The sequence below is a fragment of the Terasakiella brassicae genome (assembly GCF_014641495.1).
GTDB lineage: Bacteria > Pseudomonadota > Alphaproteobacteria > Rhodospirillales > Terasakiellaceae > Terasakiella > Terasakiella brassicae.
On the sequence record NZ_BMHV01000020.1, the window covers coordinates 29,263 to 43,401 of the forward strand.

The 14,139-nt window shown below is 48.2% G+C and carries 10 protein-coding genes; 7 read left to right on the plus strand and 3 right to left on the minus strand.

All coding sequences use genetic code 11. The features are described 5' to 3' along the window. Positions 1-15 precede the first annotated feature (15 nt). Positions 16-858, plus strand: a complete 843-nt coding sequence (locus tag IEW74_RS13115) for an alpha/beta fold hydrolase (protein ID WP_188665984.1) — start codon at positions 16-18, stop codon at positions 856-858. Between the two features lie 146 nt (positions 859-1,004). Continuing rightward, complete coding sequence (locus tag IEW74_RS13120; RefSeq protein ID WP_188665986.1) at positions 1,005-1,505, plus strand: chemotaxis protein CheW; 501 nt, start codon at positions 1,005-1,007, stop codon at positions 1,503-1,505. A 72-nt stretch (positions 1,506-1,577) separates the two neighbouring features. Here the strand turns inward: IEW74_RS13120 and hemB are convergent, their stop codons facing one another. The 3 genes from hemB to IEW74_RS13135 form a co-directional block, all read right to left on the minus strand. Beyond that, positions 1,578-2,543 (minus strand): porphobilinogen synthase, encoded by a 966-nt coding sequence (hemB, locus tag IEW74_RS13125; protein WP_188666046.1) that lies wholly within the window; start codon positions 2,541-2,543, stop codon positions 1,578-1,580. Positions 2,544-2,717: 174 nt separating this feature from the next. Continuing rightward, positions 2,718-4,010, minus strand: a complete 1,293-nt coding sequence (locus IEW74_RS13130) for an O-acetylhomoserine aminocarboxypropyltransferase/cysteine synthase family protein (protein WP_188665988.1) — start codon at positions 4,008-4,010, stop codon at positions 2,718-2,720. A gap of 244 nt (positions 4,011-4,254) precedes the next feature. Continuing rightward, positions 4,255-6,792, minus strand: coding sequence for a bacteriohemerythrin (locus IEW74_RS13135; RefSeq protein WP_188665990.1), 2,538 nt, complete (start codon positions 6,790-6,792; stop codon positions 4,255-4,257). A gap of 337 nt (positions 6,793-7,129) precedes the next feature. Here IEW74_RS13135 and icmF point away from each other — a divergent pair, with 337 nt between their 5' ends. The 5 genes from icmF (at position 7,130) to glyA (ending at position 14,135) form a co-directional block, all read left to right on the plus strand. Then, complete coding sequence (icmF, locus tag IEW74_RS13140; RefSeq protein WP_188665993.1) at positions 7,130-10,399, plus strand: fused isobutyryl-CoA mutase/GTPase IcmF; 3,270 nt, start codon at positions 7,130-7,132, stop codon at positions 10,397-10,399. Positions 10,400-10,633: 234 nt separating this feature from the next. Continuing rightward, positions 10,634-11,959, plus strand: a complete 1,326-nt coding sequence (locus IEW74_RS13145; RefSeq protein WP_188665996.1) for a cyclic nucleotide-binding domain-containing protein — start codon at positions 10,634-10,636, stop codon at positions 11,957-11,959. Positions 11,960-12,040: 81 nt separating this feature from the next. Then, entirely contained in the window at positions 12,041-12,247 is a 207-nt protein-coding gene (locus tag IEW74_RS13150) for a DUF6898 family protein (protein WP_188665998.1), read from the plus strand. A 125-nt stretch (positions 12,248-12,372) separates the two neighbouring features. Continuing rightward, positions 12,373-12,819: a ribose 5-phosphate isomerase B gene (gene rpiB / locus IEW74_RS13155; RefSeq protein WP_188666000.1), complete on the plus strand. Its 447-nt coding sequence runs from the start codon at positions 12,373-12,375 to the stop codon at positions 12,817-12,819. A 32-nt stretch (positions 12,820-12,851) separates the two neighbouring features. Beyond that, positions 12,852-14,135 (plus strand): serine hydroxymethyltransferase, encoded by a 1,284-nt coding sequence (gene glyA / locus IEW74_RS13160; RefSeq protein WP_188666048.1) that lies wholly within the window; start codon positions 12,852-12,854, stop codon positions 14,133-14,135. Positions 14,136-14,139: the final 4 nt, after the last annotated feature.

Below are 14,139 nucleotides of genomic sequence, written 5' to 3' on the forward strand. Positions count from 1 at the left end.
TAAGGATGAACTCTCATGCAACAAAACAGCTTTCTCAGCCTCGGCCCACACGGCTTTCACCGTATCGCCTATACACAATGGGGATTTAGCGAAGCCGGTCGAACGGTTTTTTGTGTTCACGGTTTGACACGCAACAGCCGCGATTTTGATTTTCTGGCACAAAGCCTGTGCGACAATCATCAAGTTATCTGTCCCGATATGGCCGGGCGCGGTCAAAGTGATTGGTTGGTCAACCCGCATGATTACGGTTTTCCGACCTATCTCAGTGATATGGCGGCCTTAATGGCAAAAATCGGTGAAGAACAAATCGACTGGATCGGCACCTCAATGGGCGGGTTAATCGGCATGATGCTCGCCGCCCAAGTCAACAGCCCTATCCAACGCCTGATTGTAAATGATGTCGGACCTTTTGTCACAAAGGAATCGATCTCCTTCCTTGGGAGCTATCTGGGACTTGATATGAGTTTCCCCACGTTGGAAAGTGTCGAGAAACATTTGCGTCAAATCCACGAACCTTTTGGAAAACTTACCGATTCCATGTGGCATCATTTGGCACAACATAGCTCCAGAAAAAACGAAGACGGTCAGTTTGTCCTGCATTACGACCCGGCAATTTCGGTTCCTTTCAAAGCTGCAGAACCTGCCGATGTCAACCTTTGGTCTGTTTGGGAGGCTATTCAATGTCCGGTTTTAATTTTGCGAGGTGAAAATTCCGATCTGCTTTCAAAAGAGACCGCAGAGGAAATGTTGAGACGGGGCCCAGATGCTGAACTCGTTGAAATCCCTCAGGTTGGACATGCTCCCACCTTGATGGAAGGCGATCAAATCGACCTTGTCAAACGGTGGTTGGCAGGTTAATTTTCAAAATAACTCGAAAAAATCAATTATTTGGCTTAACTCCAAGGTAGACTTTCGTGTAAATTGATCGTTAAATCGCTTTGGAATAAAGGTTTGGATAAAAATCCATCCCAACGCCGTAATGCTTTAGTGGCCGGAGACAAAATATGAATCAGCTTGTGACGACAAACGATGCGCAATCCACAGACCTTATCAAAGGCGATGGTTTGGAAGATTACGTAACATTTAAAATTGCTGATCAATTGTTCGGCATTCCTGTTTTGAAAGTTCAGGACATTTTAATGCCCGACCATATCGCCTTCATCCCATTGGCCCCGAAAGAGGTCGCAGGATCGATCAACCTGCGTGGTCGTATTGTCACTGTGATTGATGTGCGCGTCCGCCTTGGCCTGCCCAAACGCGCCGACAAAGGACAAAGCATGGGGGTGACTGTTGAACATGTTAATGAACTTTACAGCTTGCTGGTCGACAATGTGGGCGAAGTCCTCAGCCTTGATGAAAAAAATTATGAACGCAACCCATCCACGCTGGACCCGATCTGGCGCGAATTTGCCTCCGGCGTCTATCGCCTTGATGGGCAATTGATGGTTGTTCTTGATGTGGATCGTATGCTGGATATTCAAACGTCAGAACACAAAGCATCCTGATCTAATCAACAAAGATTAAAAAAACGCCGTATCCTTAAAAGATACGGCGTTTTTTATTGCACATAAGAAGACTTATTTTGCCAGAAGCTTTGCCGCTTCAACCGCGCAGTAGGTAAAGATAACATCTGCACCGGCACGTTTAAAGCACATCAGGCTTTCCAAAACAGCGCGGTCATTATCCAGCCAGCCATTTTGAACCGCCGCTTTCATCATCGAATATTCACCACTGACATGATAAACGGAAACAGGCACACCAAACGCTTCCTTGATACGATGTACGATATCCAAATAAGGCATCCCCGGCTTGACCATCACCATATCGGACCCTTCTGCAATATCCAGTGCGGTTTCCCGAATGGCTTCGTCCGTATTGGCGGGGTCCATCTGATAGGTTTTTTTATCCCCTTTGCCCAGCGCACCGGATGACCCGACAGCATCACGGAAAGGCCCATAAAAGGCTGAGGCATACTTGGCTGCATAGGACATCATCATAACATTTTGGAAACCAGCCGCATCAAGTGCGTCACGGATCGCTCCCATGCGCCCATCCATCATATCGGACGGGGCGACAACATCACAGCCTGCCATTGCCTGATTGATCGCCTGTTGACACAGGATTTCAACGGTTTCATCGTTTAACACGCAACCGTCTTTGACCAGACCGTCATGGCCGTCACTATTATATGGATCCAGCGCGATATCTGTATAAATGCCGAGATCGGGATATTTCGCTTTAATGGCGCGCACCGCACGACAGACAAGGTTATTCGGATTAACCGCTTCCTTACCATCGGGCGTTTTCAAGTTTTCATCCGTGTAAGGAAAGAGTTCCACAGCGGGAATGCCCAGTTCATAGGCCTCACCAACCGCATCAACCAACAGGTCAATCGACAAACGTTCCACACCGGGCATGGAGGCCACTGTCTCGCGGCGTTTTTCACCATCCAGAACAAATACAGGCCAAACCAGATCATCGACACTCAGCGTATTTTCACGCACGAGGCGACGCGACCAATCGAACTGACGATTGCGGCGCATACGGGTGCGCGGCAAAGATTCAGAAGTGAGAAATTGCGGACGTGACAAAACGGTTTCCCCCTAAAAGAAAGTCTACTCAATCCGATCCTTTTACAGATTGTGCAGATAACATAAACGCCGGACGTTATATAGCCCGGCGTTTATGCTTAAATTATGGCAAAGTGTAACTCTTTGTTACGCTTTATCCAACGCTTGTGCGATATCGGCAATAATATCGTCAGCATGTTCAATACCAATAGACAAACGCACATAACCCGGTGTCACACCTGCGCTTGCCTGTTCATCCGCTGTCATCTGGCTGTGTGTGGTTGACGCCGGATGAATGGCGAGGGAACGCGCATCCCCGATATTGGCCACATGGTACAAAAGCTCCAATGAATCGATAAAGTTACGCCCCGCATCCAGACCGTCTTTCAATTCAAAACCAATCAGGGAACTATAACCACCTTGCAAATAGGTATCTGCCCGGCGTTTCGCTTCCCCTTCCTGAACGGACGGGTGGTTGACGCTTGCGACCTTCGGATGCTTTTTCAGAAAGTCCACGACCTTCAACGCATTTTCACAATGTTGGCGCATACGCAGCGGCATGGTTTCCAAACCTTGAATGGTTTGCCATGCGTTGAACGGGCTGGCAGCCGAACCAAGATCACGCAACAACGTCACACGGGCACGGATGATATAGGCAATCGGCCCCAACGGCTTAACAGCTTCCGTCCAAATCGCACCGTGGTAGGATGCATCAGGTTGGTTGAGAGTAGGGAAACGATCACCTTGAGCTTCCCAATCAAAATTACCGCCATCGATAATCGCCCCGCCAACAGATGTTCCATGTCCGGCAATATATTTGGTGGTGGAATACATCACAATCGCCGCACCATGATCCAGCGGGCGGCAAATCATCGGGGCAGCCGTATTATCAACGATCAACGGTACACCCAATTCACGACCAATATCAGCCACTTCCTTAATCGGAAATACGTTCAATTTCGGGTTCGGCAGGGTTTCTGCGAAATAGCAACGTGTTTTTTCATCCGTTGCCTTGCGGAAAGCTTCCGGGTCACTCGGGTCCACAAAACGGGCTTCAATGCCCATTTGCTTAAACGTGTTGGCAAACAGGTTCCACGTGCCCCCATAAAGATCGGTAGAGGTCACAAAGTTGTCACCTGCCTGACATAGGTTAAAGATTGAGAAAGTGGCAGCAGATTGCCCGGATGCCACGCACAGCGCAGCAACACCACCTTCAAGCGCGGCAAGGCGTTGTTCCAGCACGTCCGTTGTCGGGTTCATAATCCGTGTGTAGATGTTGCCAAACTCTTTCAAAGCGAACAGGTTGGCAGCATGTTCTGCGCTATCAAACTGATAAGAGGTTGTCTGATGAATCGGAACGGCAACGGATTTGGCAGTCGGATCATTACGATAGCCTGCATGCAGCGCCAGTGTTTCCGGGTGAAGTTTCTTATCAGTCATTGGTGTTATTCCCCTTTGAATTGGTAACATATTGGGCAACAACAGACCATTTCACATATCAAGCGTCAAGACCGGAATGCAAAACAACCAACAAGACGCAACTTTATAAGTTTTAGACTTATTGAATATACAAGACAGTTCAAAGAAATAAGGCTTTCCTTCCAACGGGCCAAAAGGCAAAACACGATGAAAGGAAAGCCTTAATTATATTCTTATCGGCTTGAAGAAAGCTGATTCGCACGCCTCAACTATGATTTTGAACGTAGCGGACCAACTCCTTATCGGCATTCAGGAAATGGTCTTTCAGCCAGCCGGAGAGGTATTCAAGGAAATCAATACTAATATCCTTACCAGCCTCATGGCCTTCTTTAATCTCCAAAAACTTATTCAAGAAATCCCGATGTGATGTTTTATGCTGATCCGCTTTCGGGAATGCGTATTTGTCCATCATGGCTTCTTCATGTTCCATATGATCACGAGACAGGGCGGCAAAACGTTCCATTGTGTCTTCAACCACGCGCGTACCATCACCCGTCATCATCTTGGAATAATAGTTATTCAACAAATCGACAAAGGCGATATGTTCACTATCTATTTCGGCATCACCGGTGCGTAGGTTCTCATCCCATTGGATTAATTTACGTTCATCTTTTTCACTACGAACTTCACTGAGAAATTTGTTCACCTCTTCACGCAAGAACTCCGCCTGTCGCGAAAGATCGGATGAGGAGTCCGAAATTTGTGTCGCCGCCATACCTGTTTCACTGGCCGCCTGTTGCACAGACTGGATATTGCAGGATACTTCTTGAGTGCCCCGTGATGCCTGATCAACATTTTCCGCAATTTCAGACGTTGCACGGTTTTGTTCTTCTACAGAGGTTTCAATCGCACTGGCAATTTCATCGATCTCAGTAATGGTCGTGCTAATTTGCTCAATGGCTTCGGCTGCCTTATGAGTTACGTTCTGAATTTCACCAATTTGTTTGGCAATTTCTTCTGTTGCTTGTCCCGTTTGATTGGCAAGTGTTTTGACTTCTTGCGCCACCACCGCAAATCCCTTGCCCGCATCACCGGCACGCGCAGCTTCAATCGTTGCATTCAACGCCAACATATTGGTTTGTTCGGCAATGTCCGAGATCAATTTAACAACGGCCCCGATCTTGCCGACTTCCTCAACCATATCCTCAACGGTTTTCTTGGTTTGCTCTGCTTGAGAGGCTGCAAAATCAGCGACTTCAGAAGATCGGTGAACGTGTCTGGAAATTTCACCTTCGGATGCTGCCAGCTCTTCCGCAGCGGCAGCGACTGTTTCCACATTGGCAGCGGCTTCTTCAGACGCGCTGGCAACGGCTGTCGCTTGTGCGCTGGTTTCACTGGCCGTAGCCGACATCTGACTGGCAGAGGCTTGTAATTGCGTAGCAGCCGCCGTAACGGTTTCAACGATGGAACCAACACTGTCTTCAAAGCTATTTGCCATCTGGATCATGGCCGCGCGTCGTTGGGCTTCAGCTTGCTTTTTCTGTTCTTCCTGTGCCTGTTCCAGTTCACGGACCCGAATCATTTGCTCTTTAAAATGATTAACCGATGTCGCCATCTCACCGATTTCATCGGTTTTATCGGTAAAGGGAACGTCTATTTTCAGGTTATCATTGGCCAGTTCATGCATCACCGATGTCATCGCCCCCACCGGGCGGGTAATCGTACGGGCAATCAAGATACCAACCACACCGACCACCACCACTAACCCTAAAACCATCAACATCAGGATATTGCGTAATTCACCAACAGGTTCATCCACTTCTGCCATTGTGATTTCAGCCAAGGCCGCCCAGCGCACCCCCTGAAAATCAATCGGTCCATAAGCAGACAAAGCCTGCTGCCCGTCATTATAAGTGACCAGCGTTAAGCCTGACTTGCCCGCCAACGCCTTATCGACAGCCACTGTATCAACTTTTTTCTTCAAAATCGTTGCGTCTTTGGAAAAACGGGAGTCACTGCGCATCATCTTGTCTTTCCCGACCAGATAGGCTTCACCCGTCTTTCCCATCCCGGCAGAGGCTTGCATAATATCGTTAATGCGTGAAATCGGCAGGCGCAGGATCATAACGCCCATAAAGTTATTGCGCTTATCAAACATGGGGCTGGCTAAAAAGCTGGCTGGCGTATTATCGGCTGCTTCATATACACGAATGTCTGAAAAATAAATCACACCACGTTCTTTATCTTTTACGGCATTAAAGGCTGTGGCAAGGTCCGTACCCTTCCACGGACCTTTGACAACATTTGTTGCAAACTCCTTGCCTTTTTTGACGCTATAAACAACGCTGCCTTCATCATTTAACAAAAGGACATCTTCATAGCCGCGTGATTTTTGAAATTCACGGAACCAAGGATGATAATGTTCATGGGCGCGGCTATAGCTGGACCCGTCACCGGCATCATCCAGCATACTTTTGTCGGTTTGCGGATTTTCCGTTACATAAAACTTTGCCAATTCCTTTGCGGCGACTTCAGGGGTATCAAAACCATAAAAACCGCGTTGCAGGTTATTCAGTGCCTTGATGGTCATATCGCTGGCTGTCGTGATATGGACATCATCTTCCACAGATTTCAGAAATGCTTCCAGTTCATCGAAGCGCCCCCGCTGCACCGCTTCCAGTTTTTCAAATGCAGCCGTTTCCAGCGCCTGTTCTGAGCGCACAAACGAAATAACACCCGCAATGCAGACCGCAATAACCGACAAGCCCACAATAACACTAGGCAATTTAGCCGATAGCCGCATACCTCAACCCCCATGTAACATTTTTGTCCACCCATAACTTTATAGTTGCCCACAGTCCATAAACATGACGTGTGTCAATTCCATTAAAAAACTTAGGGACTTATACCTACAATTCATATGCAAAGATCACCTTCGTCGATTTCCAATGAAATTATTTCTTTACCTGCGACGAATTTTGCTTTACGTTTACGTAAACGTCATTAGAATATTAAGGCCTACAGGTAAAAACCTGTTGGCTTTTTGCAACGTCCTACCTTTATGAAGTTAGGGCGTTTTAAAAACGAATAAATCGGCATTCGAGTACCGATTTATTTCACGACAAATTTTGGAGGACGGCATGCCAGACGGTAACGCTAAAACAAACAAGAAGGCTTACAAATTGAAAAACCCGGTCCGTTTTGTAACAGCTGCAAGTCTGTTTGACGGACACGATGCATCAATCAACATCATGCGCCGTATCCTGCAATCTTGCGGGGCAGAAGTCATTCATCTGGGGCATAACCGTTCTGTGGACGAAATCGTTACAGCGGCCATTCAGGAAGATGTACAAGGCATTGCGGTTAGTTCCTATCAGGGCGGGCATGTCGAATATTTTAAATATATGATTGATCTGCTCAAAGAACGCGGCGCTGGTCACATTAAGGTCTTTGGCGGCGGCGGCGGTGTTATCGTTACCGATGAAATCAAGGATTTGATGAGCCACGGCGTTGAAAAAATCTATTCGCCGGAAGATGGTCGTAAAATGGGCCTTGAAGGTATGATCCAGGATATGGTCAAGCGTGCGGATTATGCACCGGCAAAAGATATTTCCTGCCCAAACAGTCTCGCAAAATTGAAAAAAGGCGACAAACTGGATCTCGCGCGTGTCATTACCGCGCTGGAGAACGATCAACTTGACGCGAAATTGAAGAAAGATATCGACGAAGGCGGTGAAAAACTGTCTGGTAAGGTTCCCGTTCTGGGCATTACAGGAACGGGCGGTGCCGGTAAATCATCCTTGACCGATGAATTGATCCGCCGTTTCCGCATGTATTCCAGCGAACCTAAAATCGCCGTTCTCGCCATTGATCCGACACGCCGCAAAACCGGTGGTGCCTTGTTGGGTGACCGCATCCGCATGAACGCAAACAACGCCGACAATATCTATGTGCGTTCCATCGCAACCCGCGACAACAAAGCAGAAGTCCCGCCGAGCATGACCTCCATCGTCAATGCCTGTAAAATGGCAGGCTTCGACCTTGTGATCGTTGAAACACCGGGGATCGGGCAGGGCGATGCAGGTATTGTGCCTTATGTTGATTTCCCCATGTACGTGATGACGCCGGAATTCGGTGCCGCCTCCCAGCTTGAAAAAATCGACATGCTTGATTTTGCTGAAATCATTGCGATCAACAAGTTTGACCGCAACGGGGCAATGGATGCCTTGCGCGATGTGGCCAAACAGGTCATGCGCAACCGTGAACAGTTCCATTCAAAACCAGAAGATATGCCGGTTATCGGGACGATTGCCTCGCGTTTTAACGACGAAGGTGTGACCGCCCTTTATTATGAACTGGTCACCCAGTTGCAGGCGAAAAAACTTGGCAAGTTGAAAACCACACTGAAAGAAGCGCCGGGCATTCGTCACTCTTCCCCGAAAACGGCCATCGTTCCGCCGGAACGTCGCCGTTATCTGGCAGAGATTGCCGATACCGTGCGTGGTTATCACAGTGAAATTGCCAAACAATCCAAAATTGCCCGCGAACGCCAGCAATTGCGCGAAACCGTACGCATGCTGGATGAAGCCGGTGAAAAAGGCAAAAAAGCCATTCGCAAGCTGATCAAAGAACGCGATCAAGCACTGGACGGACGTTGCCACAAACTGTTGGAAATCTGGCCGACTGTTAAAGAAAATTATTCCGGTGACGAATATGTTGTCAAAATTCGTGACAAGGAAATCCGCACAGCCTTGAAATACGAAAGCCTGTCCGGTCTGAAAGTACCGAAGGTCTCTTTGCCGCAATTTGAAGATGAAGGCGAAATCCTGAAATGGTTGCTGAAAGAAAACGTTCCGGGTAGCTTCCCTTACACTGCCGGTGTGTTTGCCTTCAAACGTGAAGGCGAAGACCCGACCCGTATGTTCGCAGGTGAGGGGGATCCTTTCCGCACAAACCGCCGCTTTAAGTATCTCTCACAACATTCTGATGCAAAACGCCTTTCCACGGCTTTTGACTCTGTAACCCTGTATGGTCAGGACCCGGATCACCGCCCCGACATTTACGGTAAAATCGGTAACTCCGGCGTTTCCGTTGCCACACTGGACGACATGAAAGTCCTTTATGGCGGCTTTGATTTGACGGCCCCGAGCACGTCTGTTTCCATGACCATCAATGGTCCTGCCCCGATGATTTTGGCGATGTTCCTGAACACAGCCATTGATCAACAACTTGAAAAATTCGAAAAAGACAATGGTCGCATTCCGACCGATGAAGAGATTGAAAAGATCAAGACATGGGCGCTGGCAAATACCCGTGGAACCGTTCAGGCTGATATCTTGAAAGAAGACCAAGGGCAAAATACCTGTATTTTCTCGACTGAATTTGCCTTGAAAATGATGGGCGATATTCAGCAGTACTTTGTGGACCACAACGTGCGTAACTTCTATTCCGTCTCCATCTCCGGCTATCATATTGCCGAAGCAGGCGCGAACCCGATTTCACAATTGGCCTTTACGCTGTCCAACGGCTTTACCTTTGCCGAAAGCTATCTGGCACGCGGGATGAACATTGATGATTTCGCACCGAACCTGTCTTACTTCTTCTCCAACGGGATGGATCCGGAATACACCGTTCTGGGCCGTGTGGCGCGCCGCATCTGGTCAACGGCCATGCGTTTCAAATACGGGGCAAACGAACGTTCACAAAAACTGAAATACCACATTCAGACGTCTGGTCGTTCGCTGCACGCACAGGAAATGGATTTCAACGATATCCGGACAACCCTGCAAGCTTTGCTGGCGACTTATGATAACTGTAACAGCCTGCATACCAACGCCTATGACGAAGCCTTCACCACACCGACAGAAGAGTCTGTGCGTCGGGCTTTGGCCATTCAGATGATCATCAACCAGGAATTCGGTCTTGCGAAAAACGAGAACCCGAACCAAGGGGCCTTCATCATCGAGGAACTGACCGATCTGGTCGAGGAAGCCGTCCTGCGTGAATTCGAACGTATTTCCGAGCGTGGCGGCGTTCTGGGTGCGATGGAAACCGGTTATCAGCGCGGTAAGATCCAAGATGAATCTTTGTATTACGAAATGAAGAAACACGATGGCTCTTTGCCGATCATCGGTGTGAACACTTTTCTTAATCCGCAAGAACAAGACCCGGTCACACCCGATCTGGCCCGTTCAACCACAGAAGAGAAAGAAAGCCAGATTACACGTCTGAAAGACTTCCAGACCCGTAATGCCGAACAAGGTCAGAAAGTGCTGGAAAAATTGAAAGACACAGCACGTGCCAACGGCAATATGTTTGAAGTCCTCATGGAGGCAGTGCGTTATTGCTCTATGGGTCAAATTTCAGAAGCCCTGTTTGAAGTGGGTGGTCAATATCGCCGTAACATGTAAAACAACTTTTGCCTAACGACTAAAAAAGGGAGCGTTGATCAAACGCTCCCTTTTTCATTTACACACCGATGTATGTCTTTTCATAATTTTTCGGTCAAAACCTCAGATTTGGAGTCATATCACCCAAATAGGGGTATTTAAAACTGTTAAAACAAATCATATATACAATTAATACTTATAAATAACTGCGCCTAAAACAACATTTATCTCACATTGGCATACAGGAATAAGTCAATGAGTACGGAATCATTTAAAACCATAACATACAAGCCCAACACCACCTTGTTTCAGGAAGGCGAACAGGCTGACTTTGCCTATATTATTCGTGAAGGCAGTGTCAAAATCTCAAAACGCGGCCCAAGTGGCGCCGACATCCCCATCGCATTGGTAAAAAAAGGCGGTATCGTCGGTGAAATGGCCATTGTGTCAGAGGCACCGCGTTCCGCAACCGTCACCGCACAAGAAGAAACAATCGTTCTTGCCATTAGCAAGACATCCTTTGAAAACAAACTCCAATCCGTTGACCCTTTCCTTTACTCGCTGATTAAAACCGTTATTGCCCGCCTGCGTCAAACGTCAGACCATACGGTCAACCTTTATGAAAAAATCAAGAAGATGCAGGGGAAGTCCATACAATCCGCCTCACCCAAAAGCGACCTGTCGCAACAAAAATTTGCCAATGTAAACTTCATTTTTGCAGACCCGAACCCGCAAACAAGAAACAGTTTGCGCGGTGGCCTTTTCGGTTTGGGCTTCAAGGAAATTTGTGATGTCAGCACGCTCTTTCAATTGCGCGAACAAATTAAAAAGAACAGATACGACCTGCTGATCCTTGACGCGGCTTTTGGCGGGCGAGAAGTCGCAGGTTTTATCCATGATATACGGCATGGAATTGACTGTAAAAATCCATTTTTATCCATCATCGTCTTAACCCAAAATAAATCCCCGCAAAACCGGGATGCTTTGTTACATGCCGGATGCGACCATGTTCTTTTAAAACCGATTTCCATCGAAAAAATCTCGAATGCAATAAAAGCCCTGTGTCATTACGGGCGCAAGTTTATTGTCACCCACGATTATGTCGGCCCCGACCGGATGAACTATCAAAACCCAAACGGTGAAAGCGCCCCTGTTTTTGAAGTCCCCAACACCCTTGCAGCCAAAGTTTTAAATGGCGCGAGGCCGGAAGATCTGGAACACGCCATCCATGACAGCCTTTGTAAATTCAACGAAATCAAACTGGAACGCCACCTTGTACAACTGGCGTGGCTTATGGATCGCCTGACACCGGACAACCCGGAAGGCTATGACCCTAACTACCTGCTGGATTGTATTGAAAACTCCTTACAGGATTTATCTATACGGATTGACCAAGACCCAAGCAAACCAGCCAATACCATTTGTAAAAATATGCATCACCTGATCGACACCATACGCGAAGACAGCACGCAACGAATTGAAAAACTGGCCGACATGACCTTGTTTTACAAACAGCTCTGCGAAAACATCCCGTTGGGGCAAAGGGCGCGTCTATCCTCCCCAACGGCGAGACAGGCTTAAGCGCAAAAGGGGATTGTGTAAAAACAGAACATCATTACATTAGAGATAACATTCTTTAAGTTCTCATATGGTATCCACATAATGAATGACCGCGTTACGCTTTCCCATGTGTATTACGAAATGCGCGTTTACGGCAAATATCTGCGTGTTCACGCCATTGATCCCGATAGTGGTCAGGAAGCAATGGCAACCGGCCTGCTTTCGATGGGTGAAGCCACCCTTAAAAACAATGCCAAACGCAAACTGGAATATATCCTGACCAAAAAACGCCGGGAAGGCCGTTCCTAAAGAGCGAAAACAACGTAAAGCCCCGAGCAAACAACTGAAATGCACCGGGCTTTTTCGTTGTCTAAGCTATATCGGCTGTGCTACATAATCGCCCAACTATCGACCATTGATGAGGATGACGGATCATGGCATCGAAAATAATTGCAATCGCTTGCGATCACGGCGGTTTTGGACTGAAATCTACCCTTGTGGAAGAACTGAAAAAACAGGGCTTTGATATCCTGGACCTCGGTTGCAACACGACCGATTCTGTCGATTACCCCGATTATGCCTACAAATTGGCTCAAGCCATCAAGGATGGTCAAGCCGAACGCGGTATTGTCGTGTGTGGATCCGGCATCGGTATTTCAATTGCCGTCAATCGTTTCCCCGAAGTCCGCTGTGCCCTGATCCATGATGCATTGGGCGCACGGATGTGCCGCGAACATAATGATGCCAATGTCATTGCCTTTGGTGATCGCATGATCGGTGTTGCAACGGCACTGGATGCGATGAATGTCTTCCTCAATACCGAATTTGAAGGCGGTCGCCACGCGCGGCGCGTCGAGAAATTATCCAACCCGCCCGTTTAATTACGGCCCCCTCCCAAGAAAGGCTCATGCCCATGTCTTTTGAAAACTTCTTTACAGCCACATTGGCTGAATCGGACCCTGAAATCTACGCTTCCATGCGTAAAGAACTGGGTCGTCAACAGGACCAGATCGAATTGATCGCTTCTGAAAACATCGTGTCACGCGCTGTGATCGAGGCTCAGGGTTCGGTTTTGACAAACAAATATGCTGAAGGTTATCCGGGGCGTCGCTACTATGGTGGTTGCGAGTATGTGGATATTTCCGAAGACCTCGCCATTGAGCGGGCGAAAAAACTGTTTAACTGTGAATATGTAAACGTTCAGCCGCACTCTGGTGCGCAGGCAAATGGTGCTGTATTTCAGGCCTTGCTGCAACCGGGCGACACCATTATGGGCATGACATTGGCGTCCGGCGGTCACTTGACACACGGTGCACCACCTGCACAGTCCGGTAAGTGGTTCAATGCGGTTCAATATGATGTCTCACGCGAAACGCAAGATATTGATTATGATGCCGTTGAAAAAATGGCTATCGAAAACAACCCGAAACTGATTATCGCTGGCGGTTCCGCCATTCCGCGCCAAATCAATTTTGCCCGTTTCCGCGAAATCGCTGATAAAGTCGGTGCCTTGTTGATGGTGGATATGGCGCACTTTGCCGGTCTGGTTGCCGGTGGCGTTCACCCAAGCCCGCTTCCGTTTGCCGATGTTGTGACAACAACAACCCACAAAACCCTGCGCGGTCCGCGTGGCGGCATGATCCTGTCCAACAATGTCGATCTGGGCAAAAAGATCAACTCGGCTGTTTTCCCCGGCTTGCAAGGCGGCCCGTTGATGCACGTGATTGCAGCCAAGGCTGTTGCCTTTGGTGAAGCTTTGCGTCCCGAATTTAAAGACTACGCGGCCCAAGTGGTTGCCAATGCCAAAGTTCTGGCGGCAACATTGGTTGAACGTGGCTGTGATATCGTCACAGGCGGAACAGACACCCACTTGATGCTGGTTGACCTGCGCCCCAAAGGCGTCACGGGCAAAATGGCGGATGCGGCACTGGAACGTGCGGGCATTACCTGTAACAAAAACGGCATTCCGTTTGACCCGGAAAAACCGATGGTGACATCTGGTGTTCGTTTGGGGACCCCTGCAGGCACCACACGCGGCTTCAAGGAAGAAGAGTTCAAGCAGATCGGGAACCTGATCAGCGATGTTCTTGACGGTCTTGCCGCAAACGGTGAAGATAACAATCAAGGTGTTGAACAGGAAGTACGCGCCAAAGTCGGTGAACTTTGCGCCAAATTCCCGGTCTACAAAGACTTCTAAGGAA